At 68.1% G+C, this 24447-nt stretch carries 23 protein-coding genes and 1 tRNA gene; 10 read left to right on the top strand and 14 right to left on the bottom strand.

What is annotated here, in order from left to right:
- Positions 1-22 precede the first annotated feature (22 nt).
- The gene (locus ACP7AI_RS17150; RefSeq protein WP_426170023.1) at positions 23-1213 is read right to left on the bottom strand and encodes an acetyl-CoA C-acyltransferase; all 1191 of its coding nucleotides are present in this window, start codon (positions 1211-1213) and stop codon (positions 23-25) included.
- Between the two features lie 326 nt (positions 1214-1539).
- Here ACP7AI_RS17150 and ACP7AI_RS17145 point away from each other — a divergent pair, with 326 nt between their 5' ends.
- Positions 1540-1944: a host attachment family protein gene (locus ACP7AI_RS17145; protein WP_426170021.1), complete on the top strand. Its 405-nt coding sequence runs from the start codon at positions 1540-1542 to the stop codon at positions 1942-1944.
- 16 nt (positions 1945-1960) lie between these two features.
- On the opposite strand, the gene ACP7AI_RS17140 is transcribed toward ACP7AI_RS17145, so the two are convergent.
- Positions 1961-2584 (bottom strand): histidine phosphatase family protein, encoded by a 624-nt coding sequence (locus ACP7AI_RS17140; protein WP_426170019.1) that lies wholly within the window; start codon positions 2582-2584, stop codon positions 1961-1963.
- Between the two features lie 106 nt (positions 2585-2690).
- On the opposite strand from ACP7AI_RS17140, the gene dnaN reads away from it, so the two are divergent.
- Both dnaN and ACP7AI_RS17130 read left to right on the top strand, forming a co-directional pair.
- Entirely contained in the window at positions 2691-3812 is a 1122-nt protein-coding gene (gene dnaN / locus ACP7AI_RS17135; RefSeq protein ID WP_426170016.1) for a DNA polymerase III subunit beta, read from the top strand.
- Between the two features lie 81 nt (positions 3813-3893).
- Complete coding sequence (locus ACP7AI_RS17130; protein WP_426170014.1) at positions 3894-4673, top strand: SDR family NAD(P)-dependent oxidoreductase; 780 nt, start codon at positions 3894-3896, stop codon at positions 4671-4673.
- Between the two features lie 3 nt (positions 4674-4676).
- Here the strand turns inward: ACP7AI_RS17130 and ACP7AI_RS17125 are convergent, their stop codons facing one another.
- The 6 genes from ACP7AI_RS17125 to ACP7AI_RS17100 all read right to left on the bottom strand — a co-directional run bounded on the left by ACP7AI_RS17125 (position 4677) and on the right by ACP7AI_RS17100 (position 13572).
- Positions 4677-5519 (bottom strand): metallophosphoesterase, encoded by an 843-nt coding sequence (locus ACP7AI_RS17125; RefSeq protein WP_426170011.1) that lies wholly within the window; start codon positions 5517-5519, stop codon positions 4677-4679.
- Between the two features lie 83 nt (positions 5520-5602).
- A complete protein-coding gene (locus ACP7AI_RS17120) occupies positions 5603-7207 on the bottom strand; it encodes a phytoene desaturase family protein (protein WP_426170009.1) in 1605 nt (534 codons plus the stop codon).
- A gap of 182 nt (positions 7208-7389) precedes the next feature.
- Positions 7390-8190, bottom strand: coding sequence for a hypothetical protein (locus ACP7AI_RS17115; protein ID WP_426170007.1), 801 nt, complete (start codon positions 8188-8190; stop codon positions 7390-7392).
- Positions 8191-8275: 85 nt separating this feature from the next.
- A complete protein-coding gene (locus ACP7AI_RS17110) occupies positions 8276-10135 on the bottom strand; it encodes a cytochrome c3 family protein (protein ID WP_426170005.1) in 1860 nt (619 codons plus the stop codon).
- An 18-nt stretch (positions 10136-10153) separates the two neighbouring features.
- Positions 10154-11041, bottom strand: a complete 888-nt coding sequence (locus ACP7AI_RS17105) for a hypothetical protein (protein ID WP_426170002.1) — start codon at positions 11039-11041, stop codon at positions 10154-10156.
- Positions 11041-13572, bottom strand: coding sequence for a cyclic nucleotide-binding domain-containing protein (locus tag ACP7AI_RS17100; RefSeq protein WP_426170176.1), 2532 nt, complete (start codon positions 13570-13572; stop codon positions 11041-11043). Before ACP7AI_RS17100 ends, ACP7AI_RS17105 begins: the two co-directional genes overlap by 1 nt.
- A 101-nt stretch (positions 13573-13673) precedes the next feature.
- On the opposite strand from ACP7AI_RS17100, the gene ACP7AI_RS17095 reads away from it, so the two are divergent.
- The 6 genes from ACP7AI_RS17095 to ACP7AI_RS17070 all read left to right on the top strand — a co-directional run bounded on the left by ACP7AI_RS17095 (position 13674) and on the right by ACP7AI_RS17070 (position 19618).
- Positions 13674-15662, top strand: coding sequence for a heme lyase CcmF/NrfE family subunit (locus ACP7AI_RS17095; protein WP_426170000.1), 1989 nt, complete (start codon positions 13674-13676; stop codon positions 15660-15662).
- 4 nt (positions 15663-15666) lie between these two features.
- A complete protein-coding gene (locus ACP7AI_RS17090) occupies positions 15667-16209 on the top strand; it encodes a DsbE family thiol:disulfide interchange protein (protein WP_426169998.1) in 543 nt (180 codons plus the stop codon).
- A gap of 95 nt (positions 16210-16304) precedes the next feature.
- Positions 16305-16724: a cytochrome c-type biogenesis protein gene (locus ACP7AI_RS17085; RefSeq protein ID WP_426169995.1), complete on the top strand. Its 420-nt coding sequence runs from the start codon at positions 16305-16307 to the stop codon at positions 16722-16724.
- A 35-nt stretch (positions 16725-16759) separates the two neighbouring features.
- Positions 16760-18025 carry a c-type cytochrome biogenesis protein CcmI gene (gene ccmI / locus ACP7AI_RS17080; RefSeq protein WP_426169992.1) on the top strand — a complete coding sequence of 422 codons (1266 nt, stop codon included), beginning with the start codon at positions 16760-16762 and terminating at the stop codon, positions 18023-18025.
- A gap of 4 nt (positions 18026-18029) precedes the next feature.
- Positions 18030-18446 (top strand): GtrA family protein, encoded by a 417-nt coding sequence (locus ACP7AI_RS17075; protein WP_426169989.1) that lies wholly within the window; start codon positions 18030-18032, stop codon positions 18444-18446.
- Positions 18447-18526: 80 nt separating this feature from the next.
- Complete coding sequence (locus tag ACP7AI_RS17070) at positions 18527-19618, top strand: extracellular catalytic domain type 1 short-chain-length polyhydroxyalkanoate depolymerase (RefSeq protein ID WP_426169986.1); 1092 nt, start codon at positions 18527-18529, stop codon at positions 19616-19618.
- Here the strand turns inward: ACP7AI_RS17070 and ACP7AI_RS17065 are convergent.
- Positions 19581-20636: an AI-2E family transporter gene (locus tag ACP7AI_RS17065; RefSeq protein ID WP_426169983.1), complete on the bottom strand. Its 1056-nt coding sequence runs from the start codon at positions 20634-20636 to the stop codon at positions 19581-19583. The two genes, ACP7AI_RS17070 and ACP7AI_RS17065, sit on opposite strands and share 38 nt — an antisense overlap.
- Positions 20637-20734: 98 nt before the next feature.
- Positions 20735-20824: transfer RNA gene (locus ACP7AI_RS17060), tRNA-Ser, on the bottom strand.
- Positions 20825-21060: 236 nt separating this feature from the next.
- Here ACP7AI_RS17060 and hspQ point away from each other — a divergent pair.
- A complete protein-coding gene (gene hspQ / locus ACP7AI_RS17055; RefSeq protein ID WP_426170174.1) occupies positions 21061-21408 on the top strand; it encodes a heat shock protein HspQ in 348 nt (115 codons plus the stop codon).
- Here the strand turns inward: hspQ and ACP7AI_RS17050 are convergent.
- The 4 genes from ACP7AI_RS17050 to ACP7AI_RS17035 all read right to left on the bottom strand — a co-directional run bounded on the left by ACP7AI_RS17050 (position 21405) and on the right by ACP7AI_RS17035 (position 24381).
- On the bottom strand, positions 21405-21953 hold the full coding sequence (locus ACP7AI_RS17050; protein WP_426169981.1) for a demethoxyubiquinone hydroxylase family protein: 549 nt from the start codon (positions 21951-21953) through the stop codon (positions 21405-21407). The two genes, hspQ and ACP7AI_RS17050, sit on opposite strands and share 4 nt — an antisense overlap.
- On the bottom strand, positions 21932-22387 hold the full coding sequence (locus tag ACP7AI_RS17045; RefSeq protein ID WP_426169978.1) for a disulfide bond formation protein B: 456 nt from the start codon (positions 22385-22387) through the stop codon (positions 21932-21934). Before ACP7AI_RS17045 ends, ACP7AI_RS17050 begins: the two co-directional genes overlap by 22 nt.
- The gene (locus ACP7AI_RS17040) at positions 22377-22958 is read right to left on the bottom strand and encodes a YqaA family protein (RefSeq protein ID WP_426169975.1); all 582 of its coding nucleotides are present in this window, start codon (positions 22956-22958) and stop codon (positions 22377-22379) included. Before ACP7AI_RS17040 ends, ACP7AI_RS17045 begins: the two co-directional genes overlap by 11 nt.
- Positions 22959-23028: 70 nt before the next feature.
- The gene (locus ACP7AI_RS17035) at positions 23029-24381 is read right to left on the bottom strand and encodes a S41 family peptidase (RefSeq protein ID WP_426169972.1); all 1353 of its coding nucleotides are present in this window, start codon (positions 24379-24381) and stop codon (positions 23029-23031) included.
- Positions 24382-24447: the final 66 nt, after the last annotated feature.

The raw sequence follows: 24447 nt of genomic DNA, 5'->3' as shown, positions 1-24447 counted from the left end.
TTGCGGGAGGGTTAGCAGTGGGTCAGTCCCGTTCAACCGCGATCGCCGTCGCCTCGCCGCCGCCGATGCACAGCGCCGCGACGCCGCGCTTGCCGCCAGTGCGTTCCAGCGCCGCGACCAGCGTCGCGATGATGCGCGCGCCCGACGCGCCGATCGGGTGGCCGAGCGCCGTCGCGCCGCCGTGGATGTTGAGCTTGTCGCGCGGGATGCCCAGATCGTGCATGGCGATCATTGCCACCGCCGCGAACGCCTCGTTGACTTCGAACAGGTCGACCTCGCCGATCGTCCAGCCGGCCTTTTTCAGCACCTTTTCGATCGCCGGCACCGGCGCCGTGGTAAACTTGCCAGGTTCATGGGCATGGGCGGCATGGGCGACGATGCGCGCCCGCACCGCCAGGCCGTCGCGCGCCGCGGTGCTGGCGAGGCTCAGCACCAGCGCGGCGGCGCCGTCCGAGATCGACGAGGCATTGGCGGCGGTGATGGTGCCGTCCTTGGCAAAGGCCGGCTTCAGGCCGGGGATCTTGTCGGGCCGCGCCTTGCCGGGCTGTTCGTCGGCGGCCACCACCGTGTCGCCGCCACGCCCCGGTACCGTCACCGGCGTCACCTCGTCGTCGAACGCCCCCGATGTGATCGCCGCAGTCGCCCGGTTCAGGCTCTCGATCGCATATTCGTCCTGGGCGACGCGGGTGAACTGGTAATCGCGCGCCGATTCCTCGGCAAAGGCGCCCATCAGCTTGCCGGGGTCATAGGCATCCTCCAGCCCGTCGAGGTACATTGAATCCTTCACCGCATCATGGCCGATGCGGGCGCCGGCGCGGTGCTTGACGAGCAGATAGGGCGCGTTCGACATGCTCTCCATGCCGCCGGCGACGATGAACTCGGCGGTGCCGGCGAGCAGTGCGTCGTGCGCCATGATCGTCGCCTGCATGCCCGATCCGCACATTTTGTTGACCGTGGTTGCCTCCACCGACAGCGGCAGCCCGGCGCCAAGGGCCGCCTGTCGCGCCGGCGCCTGGCCGAGGCCGGCGGGCAGCACGCAACCCATGAAGATCTGGCCGATGCTGGCCGCGTCGACCCCCGACCGCTCGACCGCCGCCCTGACCGCGACCGACCCGAGCTGCGTCGCCGACACCCCGGCCAGCGCACCCTGGAAACCGCCCATCGGCGTGCGGGCAAAACCGGTGATGACGACGGGATCGGCGGGGAGAGACATTGGGAATCCTCTGGCTGTGCTGTGGTGCGGCACATAAGCCCGCCAGGCGCCGAATCAAAGAGCGAGGGCCCGATGCGGATGCACCGTGCCGTCTCGCTGGCGCGCGGAATGGTGTTCGACGCGCCGCCTGAGGACCAGGACTAACTGTGGCGCCGTACCGAAGCCCGCGACCCGGCGGTCAATCGCATCGTCCTGTAGCGCGCCGGTCGCAACCAGCGCTTTCCGCCCTGGCGCATCGGCGGGCGGACCGGCGACTGAGGCGGGGCGCGGGCCCGATCGCGCCAGCCGGGCGTTTCCCTGTCGCAACCATAACGACAGGACCTGTCATGAACATTCCCGAAAACACCATCGTCGCCATCGCCGACGGCGAAAAGCTCAACCTGTTCCGCAACACCGGCGATGCCGCTACGCCGCATCTGACGGCGCTCGCCGATGCCGATATCTCGAGTGACAACAAGGGCTCGGGCAGCCGTCACCAAAGCAGCAGCGCCAATCCCGATGACAGCCAGCAGAACGAGGACGGCTTTGCCGCCGGCATCGCGTCCGAACTCAACAAGCGCGTGCTCGACGGCAAGATCGACAATCTGATCATCGTCGCCGCTCCGCGCACGCTTGGCGAATTGCGCAAGCATTATCACAAGGCACTGAGCGCGGTGCTGGTCGGCGAGATCGCCAAGGACCTGACCGGGCATTCGGTCGCCGACGTCGGCACGATCATCGCCGCCGCCTGACCGACAGGGTCGGGCGTCAGGCGGCGCGTACGCCCTGGATGCCCGACCCGGTCAGCAGCACGCTCTGCACCCCGTCGACGATGCGGAACACCGTGCCCTGCGGCGCATCGTCGGCACATTTCACGCCGTGCCAGTCGTCGCCGCCGACCAGCAGCCCGCGCAGCACCCGCGCCGTGATGCCGTGGCTGATCGCCAGCACCGGCCGCGACGGATCGAGGCCGTCGAGCCAGCTTTGCAGTCGCGCGGCGATGGCGGGAAACCATTCACCATTCGGCGGCTCCACGGCGAACAGACGGCGCTCGACATCGACGATCGGCCCGATTTCCGCGACGATGTCGGCATAGTAACGCCCTTTCCAGTCGCCGACATCGATCTCCAGCAGTCGCTCGTCCTGCCGCCAGTCGAAGAACGGATGGCCGAGATGTTCGCCGACGATCGCCGCAGTCTGCTGGGTGCGGCCCGACGGCGACACCCACAGGTCGCGATCCGGTTTCGGTCCCAGCACCTCGGCCAGCGCGGCCCCCATCGCCTCGGCCTGTGCGATGCCGGCGCGGGTCAGCGGCGTGTGCGCCATGTGCCCCTGCATGCGGGCGGCGGCGTTGAACACGGTTTCGGCGTGGCGGGCGATGATGATATCCATATCGGTGCATCTGTAGCAGTCGAGACACACTTCGCCACTACCGCGATGCGCGCGCTTCGCTATAGTCGCCCGCGATACATCCCTTACGGGCAAACAAGGACTGTAAATGAAGGCGACGGTCGAACGCGCGACGCTGCTCAAATGTCTGGCGCACATCCAGTCGGTGGTTGAGCGCCGCAATACCATCCCCATCCTGTCGAACGTGCTGATCGAGGCGCGGTCGGACGGGCTGCGGCTGATGGCGACCGATCTTGACCTGCAGGTGGTGGAAACCATCCCGGCCGCCATCGACATCAATGGCGCCACCACCGTCAGCGCCCACACGCTGTTCGACATCGTCCGCAAGCTGTCGGAAGGCAGCCAGGTCGAGCTCGCCGTCGCCGGTGACAAGATGACCGTCGTCGCCAACCGCTCGCGCTTCAGCCTCGCCACGCTGAAGCGTGACGATTTCCCGGTCATCGCCGAAACCGAGCTGCCGACGGTGTTCAGCCTGTCGGCCAAGGAACTGCGCGAGCTGATCGACAGCACCCGCTTCGCGATTTCCACCGAGGAAACCCGCTATTATCTCAACGGCATCTATATCCATGCCGTCGAGGGGGCGACGCCCAAGCTGCGCGCCGTCGCCACCGATGGCCACCGCCTGGCGCGCATCGAGCTCGACCTGCCCGACGGCGCCGCCAACATGCCGGGCGTCATCGTGCCGCGCAAATGCGTCGGTGAAGTCAGGAAGCTGCTCGACGAATATGCCGATGACACGCTTATCGAAATCTCGCTGTCGACGTCGAAGATCCGCTTCCGCTTCAGCCCCGAGGCGACGCTCACGTCGAAGTTGATCGACGGCACCTTCCCCGACTACAGCCGGGTCATCCCGACGGCGAACGACCGTATCCTCAAGATCGACACCCGCAGCCTGTCGGAAGGGGTCGACCGCGTCGCCGCCATCGCCACCACCGAGAAAACCCGCGCCGTGAAGCTGGCGCTGGGCCGCGACAAGGTCACGCTGTCGGTCACCAGCCCCGAAAACGGCACCGCCGCCGAGGAAGTGCCGGCCGAATACACCTCGCCGGAATTCGAGGTCGGTTTCAACTACCGCTATCTGCTCGATATCCTGGGGCAGGTCGGCAGCGATCAGGTCGATGTCCATCTCGCCGATGCTGCGGCGCCGACGCTGATCCGCGAAAGCGACGACAGCCGGGCGCTGTACGTGCTGATGCCGATGCGGGTCTGAACGCGGCGCAGGGTCGCAGCGCAGGGAACTGGGAATCCGGTCTGCCGGTTAGGGAAGCACATTCCAAACCGGAGACAGACCATGGCCCGCAAACTCGCCCTCATCACCGGCGCCTCGACCGGCATCGGCTTCGAACTCGCTCATATCGCCGCCGACAATGGTTATGATCTGCTGATCGTCGCCGACGAGGCGCTGATCGAGGACGCCGCCGCCGACCTCAGGACCAAGAATGTCGAGGTCGATGCCGTCGAGGCCGATCTCGCCACGCTGGAGGGCGTCGACGCCGTCATCGCCCGCGCCGGTGGCCGTCCGATCGACCTGGTCTGCGCCAACGCCGGTCGCGGCCTCGGCCATGGCTTTCTCGACCAGGAGGTCGACGACTGGCGGCGGGTCATCGATACCAATATCACCGGCACCGTCTATCTGCTGAAGCAGGTGCTGACGCCGATGGTGGCACGCAACGACGGCAAGGTGCTGATCACCGGGTCGATTGCCGGCTATATCCCGGGCAGCTTCCAGGCGGTTTACAACGGCAGCAAGGCGTTCATCGACAGCTTTGCCGATGCGCTCCGCAACGAATTGAAGGACAGCAGGGGCGTCACCATCACCACGCTGATGCCCGGCCCCACCGAAACCGAATTCTTCGACCGTGCCGACATGCTCGATACCAAGGTCGGCAATGACGAAAAGGCCGACCCCGGCAAGGTCGCGCGCGACGGCTGGGATGGCCTGATGGCGGGCGAGGGCAATGTCGTGTCTGGCTGGCAGAACAAGGCCCAGGTGCTGGCCTCGCGGGTCGTTCCCGCGTCGGTGATGGCTGAACGCCACCGCGCCATCGCCGAGCCGGGGAGTGCCGAATAAAGCCTAAAGTTCCGACAATATGTGCCGCACGGTCGGTTGCATGCGGGCGTTGTAGCGCGCCAGCACGGGGTGGTCGCCGCCGGTACCGAAATGGGTGACGAGGTCGCGCCCGGTCCAATAGTGCAGCGCAAAGCCGGGTGCCTCGGCGACGATCATGTCGCGGCCGTCGGGGTGGTCGGCATCGAGGGCGCGGAAATCCAGCGCAACCTGCGGCGCCGATGACGGGCAGACGGCGAGGGTCGTGCCGCCCCAGCCGGTGACGATGGCACGGTGCAGGTGCCCGGTCAGCAGGCGGATAATATGGCGGTGCGGCGCCAGCGTCGCGCCGAGCATCCGGGTCCAGGGCGCATCGACATGTTCCGTCATCCAACCGTTGCCGGTTTCGATCGGTGGATGGTGGAGAACAATGACCGTTGGCTTGGACGAAGCTGCCAGCGCCGCATCGAGCCAGGCGGCGCGGGCTTCATCGAAGCTGCCGCCGTGGCGGCCGTGCTCCAGCGTGTCGAGAATGACCAGCCGCAGCGGCCCGGCGTCGTGGCAATATTGCACAAAGCCGTCGTCGGTGCGCGGCACGTCGCCGAACACGCTGCAAAAGTTTGCCCGGTCGTCATGGTTTCCGAGCGCCGGCAGAACCGGAAAGGGCAGGCCGTCGCACAGGATCTTGAGCGTGCGGTAGGACGCGACGGTGCCGTGCTCGGCAAGATCTCCGGAGGCGATCAGCAGGTCGGGCCGCGGGTTGAGCGCCAGCAGGCTGGCCAGCACATCGTCGAAGCGCTTGCGGTTCAGCTCCGCCGGGTCGTCCGGCTGGAATCCCAAGTGGATATCGGTGACCTGTGCGATCAGCATCGGCCGAATTGCGTCCCCCCTGGTCGACAGCCCCGCCGCCCGTCCACAGCCTGACGCAACGATGGCGGTGGCGCAAGGTTCGATCAGCGTGCGCCATCGGCGAGGATGGCGCGGGCGGCGTTGTGGCCCGGGGCGCCGGTGACGCCGCCGCCAGGGTGGGTGCCGGCGCCGCACATATAGAGACCGCGCAGTGGCCCGCGGTAATTGCCATGGCCGAGCATGGGCCGCGCCGAGAACAATTGGTCGAGCGTCAGCTTGCCGTGGAAGATATCGCCGCCGATCAGTCCGAAGTCGCGTTCGAGATCGAGCGGCGACTTGATCTGGCGGCCGAGCACCGAGGCGGCAAAGCCCGGCGCCGCCTTGTCGACGGTGGCGATCATCAGGTCGGCGACGGTGTCGCGATGGTCGTCCCAGTGCATGCCGTTCGGCAATTCGGGGGCAACATGCTGGCAGAACAGGCTGGCGACATGCTGCCCGGCCGGCGCCAGGCTGTCGTCGAGGGTGGAGGGAATCAACATCTCGACGATCGGTGCCTTCGACCAGCCGGTTTGGCGCGCGTCGATCCACGCCTTTTCCATGTAATCGAGGCTGGGTGCCATGATGATCCCGGCCGACAGATGGTCGCCGGGCCCGGGCTTGCAGGTAAAGCTCGGCAGTTCCGACAGGGCGACATTCATGCGGAAGGTGCCCGACCCCGACTTGTATCGGGCGATGCGGGCGCGGAAGCCGTCGGCCAGATGATGCGGATCGACCAGGCGTTCATAAAGGATGCGCGGATGGACATTGGACACGACGCGCCCGGCCCGGATGGTGTCGCCGGCGGCGGTGACGACGCCGGTGGCGCGGCCGCGCTCGACCACCACTTCGGCGACCTCGCAATCGGTGCGGATAGTGACGCCCAGCGCCTCGCAGGCGCGGGTCATCGCCTGGGTGATGGCGCCCATGCCGCCGATGGCATGGCCCCAGGCACCCTTGACGCCGTTCACCTCGCCGAAGACGTGATGGAGCAGCACGTACGCCGACCCCGCCGCATAGGGTGACGCGTAATTGCCGACGATGCCGTCGAAGCCGAGCACCGCCTTCAGCGGCGCGCTTTCGAACCAGCCGTCGAGGAACTCCCCGGCCGAGGTGGCGAACAGCTCGAGCAGCACCCGCCGCTCGTCCATCGTCAGCCGCCGCAGCCGGTTGCCGAGCCGCGCCGCGCCGAGCAGTTCGGGAATGGCGTCGCGCCACCCGCCGTCGGTGAGATTGGGCGGGATTTCCAGCACCAGGTCGCGCAGCAGGTCGGCGATGGTTTCGAGCTGCGCCTCATAGGCGGGCAGCGCGGCAGCGTCCTTTGCGGAAAACTTCGCCACCTCGGCGATCGAGCCGCCGCCGCCGGTCAGGAGGTAGCGGCTATCGTCGGTCGGCAGGAAATTGGCGAACGGCCGGTTGACGATGCGAAGCCCATGGCGATGCAGATCGAGATCGGCGATCACACGCGGGTTGAGCAGAGAGACGGTGTAGCTCGCGACGGAATTGCGAAAACCGGGGTGGAATTCCTCGGTGACCGCGGCGCCGCCGGTGACGCCGCGACGCTCGAGAACGGTGACCTTGCGTCCGGCCTTGGCCAAATAGGCGGCGCAAACCAGGCCGTTATGGCCGCCGCCGATAATGACGGCGTCGCTGTCAGCTGCGCGCAAAGCCATTCCCCGTTGAAAGCCCGGACTGTCCTACAGGGATTGATGCGCGAAGGGAACGGCCGACCTACGACGTCACCCCGGCGAAGGCCGGGGCCCATAGACCACAAACGCGGCCAGATTTGCGCAACGGTGGCGGAATGTGCGGTTTATGGGCCCCGGCTGCGCCGGGGTGACAGTATAATTTGTGCCTAGTCGCGATCGTAAGAACGCACCCGTGGCCGCCCGGTGGCCGATACGTCGCTCACACCGTCGCCCCAGCCCTGGTTGCGCCAGCTCGCCTGGCGTTCGTCGAGGTCGACGACGCCGTCTTCATCGAGGATTTCCGTAGCGCGATCGACATCGCCGTCGGCGACATGGACGGTCAGCAGATGGCCGCCGCGCCGCATGCCTTCCTCATAGACATGGCTGTCGCCGGTAAAGAAACTGGCAATCTTGTCCCAGGCGCCGCGGTGGTCATGGTCGCGATGCGCGTCTTCGTCATCGCCAACGCGATGGCCCTGGTCATCGACGAAGTCGCCGATGGCATTGCGGTGGAGGCCATCCTCCTTGTCGGCGACGTTCTTGCCGGTGCGATCATCGACGAAGTCACCGATGGCGTTGCGGTGGAGGCCATCCTCCTTGTCGGCAACGTTCTTGCCGGTGCGACTGTCGACGAAATCGCCAAGCGCATTACGGTGCATCGGCGCACTGTCGGTTTCGGCCGAGGCCTCGCGTTGCCGCAGCCCGACGTCGCCGGGATAGTCGGTCGTCGTGCGATAATCGGCGCCATAAACGCCACCGGCCGGCCGCTCGACATCGGAAAAGCCGCCGGTGCGCCCTTCGGCGCCGTCTGCGTCATGGCTGTCGGCCGTCGATCGGGATTGCCCGCCATCGAGGCAACGCTTGTCATGGATGGCGACATCGGCATCGCTGATGCCGGCGCGGGCGAGACGGTCGCGGGCCGCTTCGGCGTCGGCGCGGCTGTCGAACATCGCGGTTATGGTACGCATGAATACTCTCCCTGACTGCAAGGCTGGGGCGGCGAAACACGGCCACGCGACAACTACCATCGAGCGGCGGCACGGTTCCGATGCGTCAGCGGGAGGAGGGGGCCAGCAGCGCCACCTGTGCCGGAAGCGATGCCCCGCCGGGGCCGCCATGGCCATCGGCGCCGGGGTGATAGGCGTGGCAGGTGGCGCAGGTCGCCGCGACCTTGGTTTTCACGGTGGCGGCGCCATGGCATTCGCGGCATTGCGACACCGGCGGCAGCAGGACGTCGGCCGACGCCCGCGAGCTCGCGGTGCCTTGGTGACAGCTGGTGCAGGCGGCATCGCCGGTACGGTCGCCGTAGCTGCGGTGCTTTTTGTGCACGAAAGCGCCCTTGGGCAAGTAGCGATCGGTCAGCGTGACCGGTGCGATGGCATGGCGCAGCGCCGCATCGGGTGCGCCGGTGTCGATGACGGCATGGCAGTCGGCACAGACGCCGCCCGCCGAAAAGATGCCGGTGATGGCGGCATCAGCGCGTTGCCGGGCCTCGCCGGGGCCGGTGACGCGCAGGTCGGCGGTGACGGCTTCGGCACGCTGGCCCGGCAGTCGCCGCTCCCATGCCAGGCGCTGCACTCCGGCGCGCGGGCTGAACGCCTGGGCCAGGTAGAAATCGCGGATGATGCCGGCCACCTGCTGCGGCTTGCCGTGGGGCAGGGTGCGGACGACACCGCCGTCGCGGGCAAAGGCGAGATCGTGGCAGGCGCTGCAATTGGCCTCCATTGCGATCGGCTTGAAACCGATGCCGTCGCTGTCGGGCGCATGGCAATAGCTGCAACCAAGGGCGCCATCCGCGGCCGGCAGGCCCTGGCGGCGCACCATGTTGGCGACGCTGTTGGTCTTCGACAGGTGGATATCGTGCGGATAGACGAGGCCGCTGTTCTCGCGCGGCCGCTTGGCAAGCGAAACGCGTTCGAAGCGCGGGCTGGTCGGCGATGGTGTCCGCACCAGCGTGGCGCGAAACTGCGGATGCCCGGCCCAGTCGGGCACATCGGCGACCGCGGTATCGCGCAGGCGCAACGAGAGCCCGGCATGGCAATCGGTGCAGAAATCAGCCGCGACCAGCAGCGCGCCACGCGGGCCTTCATGCTCCTTGTGGCACGACGCGCAGCGGCCCTCCGGCAGGTTCAACCCCTGGCGCAGCGCCGTCGCGGCGCCGGTGGCGGCCAGGCGCCCGCGCGTCATCCGGTCGGGCACAGCATGGGCGGGCAGGGTCGCCGGTTTGTGGCAGGCGCTGCAGGCGGCGTCGGTGACCGACACGAACGCCTTTTGGTGGCAGGCGCCGCAATTGTCGGCGAGCCCGGCATGGGCGGTCGACAGCGGCCCGCTCGACCAGACGGTGTCCGGCCGCCAGCCGACAGCGGTGGCGGGATGGCTGGCGGCAGCGACAATGCCAGCCCTCGGCGGCGCCTCGCGGCCGATCATCGACCACAGGGGCAGCGCCAGACCGACCGTCAGGACCAGCAGAGCCAGCGCCCAGGCCATGGCGCGCTTGCCGGGCATCGTGCCCTGTAGCGAAAAGATGCCGGTTTCGGCGCCGGCGTCGGCGGCCTCGCTGGCGGCGATGACGCGTTCGGCGGTGACGGCGACGCTGCCCGGAGCCTCGCCCGGCGCCAGCGTCAGCCGATGGCTGGCCATGGCGATCGCCGGGCGCGTCGCGACATCGAGATCGGCGCGATTGACGAAGCGGCCGTCGATTTCGAACGGGATGCCGCCCGTCGCCTCGATGGCGACACGGCCGTCGGACAGCAGCGACAGCCGGGCATGGCGCAGCATGATGCCGAGGTCGGCGAGCTGGATATCGCAATCGGTGCCGCGGCCGACGGTGATTTCGGCCGCGTCGAGGCTGCGCGTGCGGACGATGTCGCCGCCGTCGGCACGCCGCGCCACCTGGCGGACGATGAATGTCATTGGGGGACCGTCACGCCGTCACCAGTAGAGGAACACGCTCAGCACATGCGCCAGCAGCGCCGCGAGCAGCGCAAAGGTCGCCGGCACATGGATGTAGAGCCAGATTTCCAGCCGGGTCTTCAGGCCGATATGGCGCCTCGCCTGGGCCAGCGCCGCGTCCTTCCGTTCGAGGAGGAACAGGATCTGCGCCAGCCGCGCATCGGGCGCGCCGCTGCGCAGGCGGGCGTCGACGATCGCCTGCACCGCCGCCCGCGCCCGGGCATTGCCGCAGCGCGGGTAGCGGCCGGTCAGTCGCGAGACCAGTCCGCCGCCGACGTCGCATTGTTCGAGGCTGAGGCGCACCAGTTCCGCCTCGTCCCTGTCGAGCGGCTGGGCGGCGGTATCGAGCTGGCGATCGAGCGCGCGCAACGCCTCCAGCATCTGCGGCTGGGTCGCCTCGTTGCGGTTCGCCGACAGTTGCGCCGGCAGCGCGGCATAGACGGCGATGCCGTAAAGTCCCGACAGCACGACGATCAGCATCAGCCCATAGGCGAGGCCATGGACGTTGAACCCGAGCTGGAAGCCCGTGTGCAGCGTGCCGATGACGATCAGCGACAGGCCGAGATAGACATGCGCCGAGGTCCAGCCCTTCAACGAATAGGGCCGGGTGGTGATGATGCGCTTCCGAAGGCCGATGAGGCTGAGCCACAAGATCAGCAGCGCGCCGACGGTGCCGAGCAGATAGCCCGTCGCCGTGCCGCCGTTGGGGCGCGGCTGCGGATCGGTCAGCGCATAGACCGCGATGGCCAGCGCCGACAGCGCCAGCGCCACCTTGCGCCAGCGGCCGCCCCGATGCGCCAGAAAGCCCGAATGCGCGATGTCGCGGGCACCCGAGGTGGTGGCCGTGCCGCGGGCGCGCGCCGCCATCAGTCGTCACCGCGATCGAGCAGCGCCACCGACAGGAATTGTTCGGGCGAGACGCGGATGGCAGCGCCGGTCGGGCAGGCGCGCACGCAGGCCGGGCCGCCCGATTGGCCGGTGCACATGTCGCATTTGATCGCCTTTTTCGGCGCTTCGACGGCTTTGGCAGCCTGTTTGTAGCGCCATTTCTTGTCGGGCTCGCCCGGTCCCGGCCCCTGGCCGAACAGCAGCCAGTTCAGCAGCCAGGGCTTTTTCGGCGGCACCTGGTCCATGCGGATGACACCATAGGGGCAGTTGCGCTGGCAATTGCCGCATCCGATGCAGGTCTCGTCGATATAGACTTCGCCGGTCGGGCCGCGATGGATGGCATTGGGCGGGCAATCGGCCATGCAATGCGGGTGCTCGCAATGGCGGCACGAGGTCGGCACGTGCAGATGCGCATAGGTGCGCCCGGCCTCGCGATCGAGCCGCGACAGGCCGTCATGGCTGTCGGCACAGGCTTTTTCGCAATTGTCGCAGCCGACGCACAGTTTCTCGTCGATCAGCAGCACGTCGGTCGCCTCGCCGACGCCATTGTCGACCAGGAAGTTGGCGACGCCGGTGTACATCTCGACGACACCGCCGAAGCCGTCCTTCTTCGATTCGATAAAGCTGTTGAGCCGGGTCCGGCTCGCCATGTCGTCGCGCAGACGCGCCAGCAGGTCGGGCTTTGCCGCCAGCAATGCGCGGAACGGGGCGCCGGGCAGGCGGATGACATCGGATTTCACCGCGGCGCGCACCGTGGCGCTGCGCGGCCCGCCGTCGATGACCGCCATTTCGCCGCTGTACGAGCCGGCTGGGACATAGCTGAGGAACACCGGCTTGCCGCCGATGGTCTTCTCAACGACCATCGATCCCGACTGGATGATGAAGATATCGTCGCCGGTCTCGCCTTCCCGAATGATCGCCTGGCCGGCGCGCACCGTCTCGATCTTGGCCGCGGCGATGACATCGACGAGGTCGGCCGGGGTCAGCCCCGATTTGAAGATCTGCAACAGGCTGCGCTCGGTGGTGATGCGGGTGATCTCGCGGGCGGCCGGCGGCACCGCCGACATCAGCTTCAACGCGGCGCTGCGCGGGATCTCGACAGTGATGCAGTCGCTGCCGGCGCGCACCGTGGCGCCGCGGCGCCGGCCGGAGATCAGCCCGACCTCGCCGAAGATCGTGCCCGCCGCCAGCGGAACCGTCACCGAGGGGTCGGCGGGGTCGATCTCGACGAGGACACTGCCCGCGGCGATGCCGAACAGCGATGATCCCGGCGCATTGCGCTCGAAGATGACGGCACCCGGCGCCCAGACGCGGGCGGCGCTGTCGAGCATGAACTCGCGCATCTGCAGCGGGCTCATGTCATTGAGGATCGACACGTTGGCGCGCAGGAATTCCAGCCATTCGGCGACGCTGCGGTTGCCGGGCAGGCCGGCGAACCTGGCCGCCAGGATCGGCTCGTCGGCGGGCAGCAGCGCGGTGTTGCCGTTGATGAACTCGACGACATCATGGCCCTGGTTGATGCAGTGCTTGATCAGCGGATAGCCGGCAAGCGCGCCGACGACATGGATGCCGGGGGCGGTCGATTCGAACGTCGCCGACAGTTTCGGGAAGGCCAGCCGGTCATGGCTGGCGAATTCGACGCCGCACGCCTCGACAAAGCCGCGCGGCGGTGCCGATCCCATGCGCGCGATGACCCGGTCGCAGCGGGCGCGAACCTCGCCATCGGCGGTGTCGAGGGTGATCCAGCCGGGCTCGATCACCCGCGTCGTCGTGCCGGTCATGATCGTGATCCGCCCGGCGTCGCGCGCCGCGTTGAGCGCCTTTACATTGGCGTCCTTGGCGGTTGAGAATTCGGCGGAGCGGTTGACCAGCGTGACGACATTGCCCTGCGCCGCGTCGGCCGCCAGCCCCAGCGCATTCTCGATGCCGGCATCGCCGCCGCCGATGACGAAGACATGCTCGTCGTTGTACGCGGCGGGGTCGTCGAGCTGGTACTGGACATGCGGCAGGTCACCGCCCGGGCAGGTCATCAGGTTCGGATTGCCCTGGGTGCCGATGGCGAGGACGATCGTGTCGGCGATGATGGTGGCACCGGCGAGCGTGATGCGATAGGGCGGCGCCAGCCGCTGCAACTCGCGAACTTCCGTGGTGCCGTCGCGCCTGCGGCTGGTGATGGCCTGGATGCTGCCGGGGATGGGGTCGCCAGTGCCGGTGATCGATCGCACCTCGGCATGATGACGGACGTTGATGCCGGCGGCGGCGGCCATGCTGCCCCAGCGGCCGAGCACGGCCTCGCGCTTGCCGGCCTCGAATTCCAGGTCGGCGCGCAGCACCAGTTGTGACGGCGTCGCCATCACATGCTTGCCCTTTTGATATTTGTGGATCGTGTCCGACAGATGGTCGGTTTTCTCGAGCAGAACGTGGCTCAGCCCCAGTTTCGCCGCATGCGCCGCGGCGCTCAGCCCGGCGGGGCCCGATCCGATGATCGCGATGCGATAATGCTCAGTCACCGGTGCCGCCCCCCTGCGACTGTAATCCACTCTAACATTTTGCGGCTGTTGGGCTAGTGTGGACGTGCCGTCGCGAGGACGACGAGGAGGACGGATAGTTCATGTTGGCCGAAGTCGGGCAGTTCGCTCTCATCCTGGCGCTGATGACCGCGCTGGCCCAGGCGGTGTTGCCGATGCTGGGCGCCGTGCGCGGCGATGCGGCGCTGATGGCGTTCGGGCGCACGGCGGCGCCGCTGCAGGCGCTGCTGATCCTCATTTCGTTCGTGGTGCTGATGCTGTGCTTTGCCCAGGCCGACTTCTCGGTGGCGCTGGTCTCGCAGCACTCGTCGCTGACCCAGCCGCTCGCCTATCGGATATCTGCGACCTGGGGCAATCACGAAGGCTCGATGCTGCTCTGGGTGCTGATCCTCGCCGTCTATGGCGCCGGCATCGCGCTGTACGGTGACAATCTTCGGCCCAGCCTGCAGGCGCGGGTGCTGTCGGTCCAGGCGATGATCAGCGTCGCCTTCCTCGCCTTTTCGCTGCTGACTTCCAACCCTTTCGCGCGCCTGTCGCCGGCGCCGCTCGACGGGTCGGAACTCAATCCGCTGCTGCAGGATCCCGGGCTGATCTTCCATCCGCCGTTGCTCTACCTCGGCTATGTCGGCTTCTCCGTCACCTTCAGCTTTGCGGTCGCCGCCCTGCTCGAAGGCCGCGCCGATGCCGCCTGGGCGCGCTGGATGCGGCCCTGGGTGCTCGCCGCCTGGATCCCGCTGACCTGCGGCATCGCGCTCGGCAGTTTCTGGGCCTATTACGAACTCGGCTGGGGCGGCTGGTGGTTCTGGGACCCCGTCGAGAATGCCTCGCTGATGCCCTGGCTGCTCGGCACGGCGCTGCTGCATTCGGCGATCGTCACCGAAAAGCGCCAGGCGCTGGCCGGCTGGACGATCCTGCTCGCCATCCTGGCATTCTCGCTCAGCCTGATCGGCACCTTCGTCGTGCGCTCGGGCATCCTCACCTCGGTCCATGCCTTTGCCGTCGATCCGTCGCGCGGCGTCTTCATCCTGGCGATGATCGTCGGCGCCACCGGCGGCGCGCTCGGCCTGTTCGCCTGGCGGGCGCCGCAGCTGAAATCGGGCGCGCTGTTCTCCGGCGTCAGCCGCGAGGCCGGGCTTACGCTCAACAACCTGTTCCTGATGGCGGTGACGTCGGTGGTGTTCTTCGGCACCTTCTACCCGCTGATGATGGAGGCGGTCGGCAAGAAGATCTCGGTCGGCGCGCCCTATTACAACCTCGTCTTCGTGCCGCTGTCGGTGCCGCTGCTCCTGTTGGTCACGGTCGGCCCGATGCTGGCGTGGAAGCGCGACGGGCTGGCGGCGTTGGCGGCCAAGCTCAAATGGCCGGCGCTGCTCGCCACCGGCGTGTTCGCGGCGCTGGGGATCGCCCTCGGCTTTGCCAAGGTCGGCGCGGCGTTCGGCTTCGCCCTGGGCTTCTGGCTCATCCTCGGCGGGGTCATGGTGCTGGCCCGGCGCTGGCAGGGCGCCGGCGGCTTTTCGGCGCGGCTGGTCCGCACCACGCCCGCCGCCGTCATCGGCATGGCGTTGGCTCATGCCGGGCTGGGCGTCACCGTCTGCGGCGTGACGGCGATGAGCAGCTTTGCCGAATCGAAGATCCTCGTGATGCGCATCGGCGATACGGCAAGCGTCGGCGGGCTGGCGGTGACGCTCGATCGTGTGGGGGAGGTGCCGGGCCCCAATTTCCAGGCGATCCGCGCGCAATTCACCGTGCGGCAGGGCAGCAGCAGCCGGCCACTGTCGAGCGAGAAGCGTTTCTACCCCAACACCCGCAACCAGACGACGGAGGCCGGCATCGGCACCGGCCTGCTCGGCAACAGCTATATCGCCATCGGCGACCAGCAGACCGATGCCAGGGGCCCGGGCATCGTCGTGCGCATCTATCATCACCCGCTGGTCGGCTGGATCTGGTTCGGTGCGCTGATGATGGCGTTCGGCGGCGCCGCCAGCCTCGCCGACCGCCGGTTCCGCATCGGCGCGCCGACACGCGCGCCGGCACCAATGCCGTTGCGCCCCGGCCTGGTTCCTGCTGAGTAGCGCCATGCAGCGGCTGTTGTTCATCGTGCCCGTCGTCGCCTTCCTGGCAATGGTGGCGTTCTTCGGTTTCGGCCTGACGCAGGACCCAAAGGAACTGCCGTCGCAGCTCATCGACCGGCCGCTGCCGGAATTCGCGCTGCCCGGCATCGCCGATGCGCCGGGCGGCGGCCCGGGCTTTGCCAGCGCCGCGCTCAAGGGCGAACCGGCGCTGCTCAACATCTTTGCCAGCTGGTGCGCCGCCTGCCCGCAGGAACATCCGGTGCTGACCCGGATCACCCAGGAGGGCTATCCGGTCTATGGCATCGCCTGGAAGGACAAGCCAAAGGATTCGCGGGATTGGCTGGCAAGGTTCGGCGACCCGTACAAGCAGATCGCCGCCGACGAGGCCGGCCGTACCGCCATCGACCTGGGTGTCACTGGGGTCCCGGAAACCTTCATCGTCGACAAGAAGGGCCGGGTACGTTTCAAGCAGATCGGGCCGATCTCGCCGGAAACCTGGGAAGGCACGATCCGCCCGCTGATGCAGAAGCTGAGGGCGGAAACGTGACCTGGCTCTCCCTGTCACCCCGGCGAAGGCCGGGGCTCATAAACCACAAGTCTGGTCGCCCGCGTGCAAGCGTCGAGCTGGTTGCAATCGCGCTGGTGGTCCTTCTCCTCGCCGCCCCCACCCTCGCCGTCCAACCCGACGAAATGCTCCCCAACCCCGCGCTCGAGGCCCGCGCGCGCGAAATCTCCAAGGAGCTGCGCTGCGTCGTCTGCCAGAACCAGTCGATCGACGACAGCGACGCGCCGCTGGCCCGCGACCTGCGCATCGTCGTGCGCGAGCAGCTGACGCTCGGCCGGAGCGATGACCAGATCATGGACTATGTCGTCCAGCGCTATGGCCAGTTCGTGCTGTTGAAGCCGCCGGTCGAAGGCGACACGCTGCCGCTGTGGATCGGGCCGTTCGCGGTGCTCGGCCTTGGCGCCATCGGCCTGCTCGCCTGGACGCGGCGCGCCCGGCCGGCGGAGGTGGCGCCGCTGACTGCTGCCGAAGCCGCCGAGATCGACCGGCTCGGCTGACTGTCCTTTCCCGAATGTTTCGCTAGAAAGCCGCAATGACCCTCTGGATCATTCTCACGCTCATGGCCGCGATTGCGGCGGCCGTGCTCACCATCCCGCTGGTGCGCCGCCACGAGGCGCGCGCCGATGCCCGCACCGCGACGATCAGCGTGCTGCGCGACCAGCTCGCCGATGTCGATGTCCAGCTGGCGGCGGGCACCATCCCGCCCGCCGATGCCGAGGGGCTGCGCGTCGAGATCAAGCGCCGGATGCTGGCGGCGGGCCATATCCCCGATGATGCTGCGCGGCCGCTGGGCTCGCGGGCGCTGGCCTTTGTAGCGGTGGGCCTCGCCGCACTGGTCGCGCTGGCCGCCGGCGGGCTCTATTCGAGCCTCGGCACGCCGGGGCTCGTCGGCGGCACCGCGGCACCCGTCACGGCAGCAGCCCCGACAGCGCCGGTGCCCGACGCCCAGGCCGCCGGCGAAGTGGCGCAACTCGTCGCCGGCCTCGAAAAGAAGATGGCCGCCAATCCGAGCGACCCTGAAGGCTGGCGCCTGCTCGGCTGGTCCTATTTCCAGACCCAGCGCTTTGCCGAGGCGGCGACCGCCTATGGCAAGGCGGTGGCGCTGAAGCCCGACGGCGTCGGCTATCAATCCGCCTGGGGCGAGGCGCTGGTCCAGGCCGCCGACGGCAACGTCACCCCGGCGGCCGTGGCGGCGTTCACCGCGGCGCGCGCGCAGGACGGCGGCGACGCTCGCGCCCGCTATTTCCTCGGCCTCGCCAAGGCCCAGCAGGGCGACAACAAGGGCGCCATCGAGGACTGGATCACGCTGCTCGGCGAATCGGCGAGCGACGCACCCTGGGTGCCGCAGCTGCGCGGCGTCATCGAGGAAGCCGCCCGCGCCGCCAAGATCGACATCAGCGCGCGGCTTGCTGCCGTCAAGCAACCCGCCAGCGGCGGCGCCACCGTCGCCGCGCCGCCGATGCCGGCTCTGGCCGCCGCGGCGGCAACCGGCGTGGGCGGCCCGCCGGCCGGGGTGATGCCCGGACCCTCGGCCGACCAGGTCGCCGGTGCCGCGGCGATGAGCCCCCAGGCCCGCCAGGCGATGATCGCCGGCATGGTCGACGGTCTCGCCCAAAGGCTCGCCGCCAATCCGCGCGACGAGGCCGGCTGGCTGCGCCTGATGCGCGCCCGCTCGGTGCTCGGCGACGCGCCGGCGGCGGCCCGGGCGCGCAACGATGCGCTGGCGGCCTTTGCCGGCGATGCCGCCGCGCAGGGCAGGATCAGGGCAGCAGCGGCCGAAATCGGCATCGCCGGCTGACCGGGTGACTGCTCCCGAGCGGACGCCCTCGAATGGCATCAGGGGCCAGGTCCTGCGGTTCCTGCTTGTCGGCGGGTCGGCCGCGGCGGTGGACTTCGGTGTGCTAGCGCTCGGCATCCACCTCGGCGGCTCGCGCTATGCGTCGCGGATCGCCAGCGTGGCGGTGGCGATCGTCTATACCTGGTGGCTGAACCGGCGGCTGACCTTCGCGACCGCTGCGCCGCCCAGCTGGCAGGAATTCGGCCAATATGTGTTGGTGACGCTGGCGGGGTCCCTGCTCAACCTGGCGCTTTATTCGGCGGCACTGTGGCTCGGGGCGCCGCTATGGCTGGCTTTCGTCATCGGCACCGGCACCGCCGCGGTGTTTAACTTTGTGCGATACCGCGCCATGTTCGGCAAGGGCGAGCGTCCTGCGGATTAATTGCTGCAGCGCAGCATCGATGCTGCTACCCTGGGCGTTGATACCGCATGACGATGATGCGGCCAGCAAGGATCCGGCGATTGGGTAGCCTGAATGACACGATCGGACGGCTGGCGGCGCGCCAGTCGGCGGCAAATTCCGCCATGAAGGTGGCGATGTCCGGCCTGGCGCCGGCCGATCCCGGCGTGCTGCGCCCGTTCACTGCCCCGGGCAGCAATCCCGGCGGCCTCACCGCCTGGCAGTTCGTGCCGGCCGACCTGCCGCCCGGCGCCCCGCTTGTCGTGGTTCTCCACGGCTGCACCCAGACCGCGGCGGATTACGACCGCGGTGCCGGCTGGTCGACGCTGGCCGCCGAACAGGGCTTTGCGCTGCTGTTCCCCGAACAGGTGCGCGGCAACAATGCCAATCTTTGCTTCAACTGGTTCGTTCCCGCCGATATCCGCGCCGACGCCGGCGAGGTGCTGTCGATCCGCCAGATGATCGCCGCGATGATCGATACCCATGGCCTCGATCCACAGCGGGTGTTCATCACCGGGCTGTCGGCCGGCGGCGCGATGACCGCGGCGATGCTAGCGACCTGGCCCGCGCTTTTTGCCGGCGGGGCCATCATTGCCGGCGTGCCCTATGGCGCCGCGGCGACGGTGCCGGAGGCGTTCGACCGCATGCGTGGCCACGGCCTGCCGGCGCCGGCGGCGCTGGCGGCGCAGATCCGCCACGCATCGCCCGACACGGTACGCTGGCCGCGCCTGTCGATCTGGCAGGGCAGTGCCGACAAGACCGTCGATCCCGCCAATGCCGAGGCGATCGCCCACAGCTGGGCGCTGCTCCAGGGCCTCGACATGCCGGCACGTGACAGCGTCGACGGCCACGTTCGCCGCTCGTGGCGCGCCAAGGACGGCAGCGTGGCGATCGAATCGGTGACCGTCGCCGGCCTGGGCCATGGCACGCCGATAGCGGCACAGGGGCCCCAGGCCTGCGGCACGCCCGGCCCCTATATGCTGGAGGCGGGGATCTCGTCGACGCGGCGCATCGCCGGCTTCTGGGGCATCGCCCCGGTGCAGGCGGCCGGCGCGGCCAAGCCTGCTGCCCCCGCGGCGCCGGCCGCGCCCGCCGAAACCGGCATGGAGGCGATGATCAACGGTGCCCTACGGCAGGCGGGCCTGATTCGCTAGGCGCCCGCGGCTCAAGCGCGACCCGCACCAGCACCATGCCGACGACGGTCATCGGCACCGCCAGGATGATGCCGAGCGGCCCGAGCAGCACGGCAAAGGCGATCAGGCTGAAGATGGTCAGCGCCGGCGGCAGGTCGGCAAACTTGCCCTGCGCCATCGGCGTGACGACATTGCCCTGCAACTGCTGGACGACGACCAGCGCGATGATGGTGAACACCCCGGTCTTGATGCCGAGGCTGAAGCCGATGATCACCGACGGCACGCTAACCAGGATCACACCCAGATAGGGCACGAATTCGCACAGGCCGGCGACCAGCCCGATGGCGACCGCCGATGGCAGCCCGACGAGCGACAGGCCGATCGAGGTGCCGATCGCGACGAACGCCATGCCCACGGCCTGACCCTTCAACCAGGCGATCAGCGCATTGTGCAGCCGGTCGGCGACCTGGCGGGTGCGCGGAAAACCGGCGCGTTCGGCGGCATGGATGATGCCGTTGGCGTACAGCCCCGGCTGCGCCCCCAGATAGACGCCGCCGACAAGCACGATCGCCAGCTCCGACACGCCGGTGCCGAGGTTCGACAGGGTGGCGCGCACGATGCCGACGACGGTGCCGACCTCGGGCGCATAGCCATCGAGGCCGCTGATGACCTCGCGCCCGATCTCGGTGGTGCGCAACCAGGTCCGCGCCGATGCGAGGGCCGCGGGGAACTGCTGCGTCAGCGCGGTGAACTGGTCGACCATCAGATTGCCGAACAGGCCGAAGATGACGATGATGATGACCAGGGGCAGGATCACCGCCAATGTCAGCGCGACGGCGAACGGCAGCTTCAGCCAGCGTTGCAGCGCCGCCGCGAAATCATGGAACATTAGCGCGGCAAGGATGCTGGCGAACAGCAGCAGCAGCAGGTGGCTCAACTGCCAGGCGATCAACCCGGCCGCGACGCCGGCCATGACGACCAGCGTGTGGCGAAACAGCCGCGCGCCGCCGGGGCTTGCCGTCCTGTCGTCGTCAGCCATGCCTCGTGCCCCTGTCGGTCCCTGCCGGGTCTTCAGCCATCATGGCCATGAAATGTCGAGGCCGCGATGTCAGCCGCGGGCAAACCGGCAGGCCGCCATGGAGGAGAGGGTGGGATTCGAACCCACGGTACCATCACTGGCACAACGGTTTTCGAGACCGTCCCAATCGACCACTCTGGCACCTCTCCTCATGAGGCGTCCCCTCTGGGGCAGGCCGCGTTGTCGCGACCGGTCGAAGGGCGCGGCTATACCCAGCCTTGGTGGACTTGCCAAGCCTTGATGCAGCCGCGCCGGCATCATGGGCACGGGGTCGCACTTCACGGAACCATAATCGTTCCTATATGCTTCCCTGCAGGAGGCTGAATGCCGTGCGATGAAAAGGTTATGGCGGATGATTGACAGATTGAGGCGCCGCGTGCCGGCGATGGAAGCGGCGACCATCGAAACCGCGAGCCCTGCCACCTTCACCATCGGCGACGTGGTGCGCCACCGCATGTTCCCGTTCCGTGGCGTGATCTTCGATGTCGACCCGGTGTTCAACAATACCGAGGAATGGTGGAATGCCATCCCGGAGGGCGTGCGCCCGCGCAAGGACCAACCATTCTACCATCTGCTCGCCGAAAACGACGAATCGGCTTACGTTGCCTATGTCAGCCAGCAGAACCTGCTGCTTGATGCCGACGGCGAGCCGGTGCAGCATCCGGCGGTGCAGCAGATGTTTTCGGGGTTCGAGGACGGTCGCTACAAGCTGCGGCCGGAAATCCGCAACTAGACCCGCTTTGCCACCGCGATCGCCGCGCGCACGCCGCCGCGGATCGCCGCCTGCAGCAACGGAAACCTGTTGGCGCCGGCATGGCCCGCGGCCGTATCGCGGTGGTCGACCTCGTCGGCGCGGAAATCGTCGATCATCGCCTTCAATTCCGGGTCGCTGCCGTCGGCCAGCGCGTCCGACTGCGCGCCGTAGTGCTCGTCGATGACGGTCTCGACGGCGACCGTCGCCGCCATCGCCGCCCGCTGCCCCAGCAGCGCCGTCGCGGCACCCAGGGCATAGCCCGCGACATGCCAGATCGGCCCCATCAGCGTCGGTCGTACACAGCGCCGCGTCATCAGCGCGTCGAATGCCTGCAGGTGGCGCTGCTCCTGCGCCGCCATGTGGCGGATCTCGCCCGACACGCGCGCCCGGTCGCCCATCACCGCCAGCTGCCCGGCATAGATGCGCGCCGCGCCATATTCGCCGGCCTGGTCGACGCGGACCATGGGCCGCGTGTCGACTTTCGGGCTGCCGGGCAGCCGCCTCACGCCGTCTTCAGTCGCCATAGCGCATAGCCTCCGATCAGGATCGCGATGATCCCGTTCCACCCTGCCATCGACACGCCGAAAAGGGACCAGGGAATGGCGTCGCACCGCACCAGTGGCTGGGCCAGGATCTGGCCGAGCATGTCGGACCCGCTGGTCAGCGGTGCCGTGCAGCGGGTGATGCCCTGCCACCAATGCTGCTCGACCCCGGCGTGAAACACGCCGATGGCGCCATCGACGAGCAGCGCCAGCGCCGCCAGCGCCACCAGCACCGGGCGCGAGCGCAGGGCCCAGGCAATGAGCCCCAACGCCAGCGTCGCCACCAGCGCCCAGCGCTGCCACAGGCACATCTCGCAGGGCTGCAGGCCACCCAGATACTGAAACGCCAGCGCGCCGCCGAGCAACGCCGCCGGCACCACCAGCAGCATCGCGTTGGTCAGCGCCTCAGAACGCATATTTGACGACGACGAAGCCGCCGACGAACAGCACGATCGCGACGATCGCCAGCTGGTGGAAATATTTATCGATGATCACCTGGGCGGCGGCGCCATAGCGGCGCAGCACCAGCGCGACGAGGAAGAAACGCCCGCCGCGGCCCAGCACCGAGGCGGCGAGCAGTACCGGGATGCCGAGGCCGACGCTGCCCGCAGCAATCGTCGCGACCTTGTAGGGGATGGGCAGGAAGGCAAAGGCCAGCATCCACAGGAAGCCATGTTCCTTGATCGACGCGGCAAAGGTCGCGAACTTTTCCTCATAGCCATAGAGATGCAGCAGCGGCACGCCGATCGCCTGGAACAGCAGCGCGCCGATGGCATAGCCGAGCAGTGCGCCGGCAACCGAGGCGACGGTCGAGACCGCGGCATAACGGAAGGATTTTTCCGGCCGAGCGATCGACATCGGAATCTGCATGACATCGGGCGGGATCGGGAAGAACGACGAATCGGCGAAGCTGATGCCGATCAGCCATTTTTCGGCCTGGGGACCGCCGGCGCGTGCCAGGGTCCAGTCGTAAAGGCGGCGAAGCAAGGGCTGTCCAGTCCTGTCGAGGGGGCGCGGCCCCCAATAGGGGGCTATGCTGCGCTGCGCAATTCCGGCGTCACTTCTGGAGGGCGACCTTGCCCGCCGGGGCGACGGCGGCTGTCTGCACCGGCGCGGCGGGGCCGAGCCGGCCGAGCAGCCGCGTCGCATAATCCAGCTGGAAATCGATGACGCCCTTCTTCTTCAATTCCTCGGGCGTGGCGATGAAGCGGGGGTCGGGCTTGTTGTCGTTTTCGACCAGCTTTTCGGTGCCGTCCTTGATCTCGTTGATCAGATGCTTGCGCAGGTCGGCCTCGCGCAGGCGCGGGCGGTCGCCGCGGGTGGCGTCGCTCAACTGCGGCACCTGGATATCGGGCTCGATGCCGTTTTCCTGCACGCTGCGGCCCGATGGCGTGAAATAGCGCGCCGTCGTCAGCCGCAATGCGGTTTCCTGGCCGAGCGGGATCAGCGTCTGCACGCTGCCCTTGCCGAAACTGCGCTGGCCCAGAACGATGGCGCGGCGCTGGTCCTGCAGGGCGCCGGCGACGATCTCCGCCGCCGAAGCTGAGCCCTCATCGACCAGCACGACGATCGGCTTGCCGCCCGTCAGGTCGCCGCTGCGGGCATAATAGCGCTGGATGTCGTTCTTGGTGCGGCCGCGCTGCGACACGATTTCGCCGCGGTCGAGGAAGACATCGCTGACTTCGATGGCCTGGTCGAGCAGGCCGCCGGGATTGGAGCGCAGGTCGACGACATAGCCGGTGATGTCGGGCCCGAGCTTTTTCTCGATGCCGGCGATGGCGGCGCGGGTGGCGTCGCCGGTCTGCTTGTTGAACGTCGAGATGCGGACGATGCCGATATTGCCCTGGGTTTCGAACTTCACCGGCTTGATGCGAATCACCTCGCGCTTCAGCGCATAGTCGATCGGCTTGCTGGCGCCTTCACGCACGACGGTGATCTTGATGACGCTGCCGGGGGCTCCGCGCATCTTGTCGACAGCCTCCTGCAGGGAGGAGCCGTAGATCAGCTCGCCATCGAGATGGGTGATATAGTCGCCCGACTTGATGCCGGCCCGCGCCGCGGGGGTATCGTCGGTCGGCGACACCACCTTCACGGCGCCGTCCTCGGTGGTGACGGTCAGGCCCAGGCCGCCATATTCGCCATCGGTGGTCTGCCGCATGTTCTGGAAATCACGGGCATCGAGGTAGGACGAATGCGGATCGAGGCTGGCCAGCATGCCGTTGATGGCGCCCTCGATCAGCTTTTGATCGTCGGTCTTGTCGACATAATCGGCGCGCACGCGTTCGAACACGTCCATCAGCGCGTCGAGCTGCTTGTAGGTGTCGCTTTCAGCCGCGGCACGCACGGCGGCGGCGCCGGGGATCAGCGCCAGGGCGGCGAAGGGCAGGGCGATCTTCCAGCGGGACGACATCGGATACCAGCCTTTGGGCAACACAGGGATGGAAGATAGGCACAGTTGCGCCGCTTGGCCAGTGTA

It is taken from the genome of Sandarakinorhabdus sp. DWP1-3-1, assembly GCF_049896705.1.
Taxonomy (GTDB): domain Bacteria; phylum Pseudomonadota; class Alphaproteobacteria; order Sphingomonadales; family Sphingomonadaceae; genus Sandarakinorhabdus.
Note: the sequence above shows the minus strand (reverse complement) of the source record. Positions and strands in the feature narration are given on the sequence as shown.

What these genes read in the sequence shown, in the direction of transcription:
- dnaN (WP_426170016.1), top strand. Translation starts at nt 2,691, where the DNA reads ATGAAGGCGACGGTCGAACGCGCGACGCTGCTCAAATGTCTGGCGCAC.
- ACP7AI_RS17110 (WP_426170005.1), bottom strand. Translation starts at nt 10,135, where the DNA reads ATGACATTCATCGTCCGCCAGGTGGCGCGGCGTGCCGACGGCGGCGAC.
- ACP7AI_RS17105 (WP_426170002.1), bottom strand. Translation starts at nt 11,041, where the DNA reads ATGGCGGCGCGCGCCCGCGGCACGGCCACCACCTCGGGTGCCCGCGAC.
- ACP7AI_RS17045 (WP_426169978.1), bottom strand. Translation starts at nt 22,387, where the DNA reads ATGCGTTCTGAGGCGCTGACCAACGCGATGCTGCTGGTGGTGCCGGCG.
- ACP7AI_RS17130 (WP_426170014.1), top strand. Translation starts at nt 3,894, where the DNA reads ATGGCCCGCAAACTCGCCCTCATCACCGGCGCCTCGACCGGCATCGGC.
- ACP7AI_RS17115 (WP_426170007.1), bottom strand. Translation starts at nt 8,190, where the DNA reads ATGCGTACCATAACCGCGATGTTCGACAGCCGCGCCGACGCCGAAGCG.
- ccmI (WP_426169992.1), top strand. Translation starts at nt 16,760, where the DNA reads ATGACCCTCTGGATCATTCTCACGCTCATGGCCGCGATTGCGGCGGCC.
- ACP7AI_RS17150 (WP_426170023.1), bottom strand. Translation starts at nt 1,213, where the DNA reads ATGTCTCTCCCCGCCGATCCCGTCGTCATCACCGGTTTTGCCCGCACG.
- ACP7AI_RS17035 (WP_426169972.1), bottom strand. Translation starts at nt 24,381, where the DNA reads ATGTCGTCCCGCTGGAAGATCGCCCTGCCCTTCGCCGCCCTGGCGCTG.
- ACP7AI_RS17145 (WP_426170021.1), top strand. Translation starts at nt 1,540, where the DNA reads ATGAACATTCCCGAAAACACCATCGTCGCCATCGCCGACGGCGAAAAG.
- ACP7AI_RS17065 (WP_426169983.1), bottom strand. Translation starts at nt 20,636, where the DNA reads ATGGCTGACGACGACAGGACGGCAAGCCCCGGCGGCGCGCGGCTGTTT.
- ACP7AI_RS17120 (WP_426170009.1), bottom strand. Translation starts at nt 7,207, where the DNA reads ATGGCTTTGCGCGCAGCTGACAGCGACGCCGTCATTATCGGCGGCGGC.
- hspQ (WP_426170174.1), top strand. Translation starts at nt 21,061, where the DNA reads ATGGAAGCGGCGACCATCGAAACCGCGAGCCCTGCCACCTTCACCATC.
- ACP7AI_RS17140 (WP_426170019.1), bottom strand. Translation starts at nt 2,584, where the DNA reads ATGGATATCATCATCGCCCGCCACGCCGAAACCGTGTTCAACGCCGCC.
- ACP7AI_RS17095 (WP_426170000.1), top strand. Translation starts at nt 13,674, where the DNA reads ATGTTGGCCGAAGTCGGGCAGTTCGCTCTCATCCTGGCGCTGATGACC.
- ACP7AI_RS17050 (WP_426169981.1), bottom strand. Translation starts at nt 21,953, where the DNA reads ATGGCGACTGAAGACGGCGTGAGGCGGCTGCCCGGCAGCCCGAAAGTC.
- ACP7AI_RS17125 (WP_426170011.1), bottom strand. Translation starts at nt 5,519, where the DNA reads ATGCTGATCGCACAGGTCACCGATATCCACTTGGGATTCCAGCCGGAC.
- ACP7AI_RS17090 (WP_426169998.1), top strand. Translation starts at nt 15,667, where the DNA reads ATGCAGCGGCTGTTGTTCATCGTGCCCGTCGTCGCCTTCCTGGCAATG.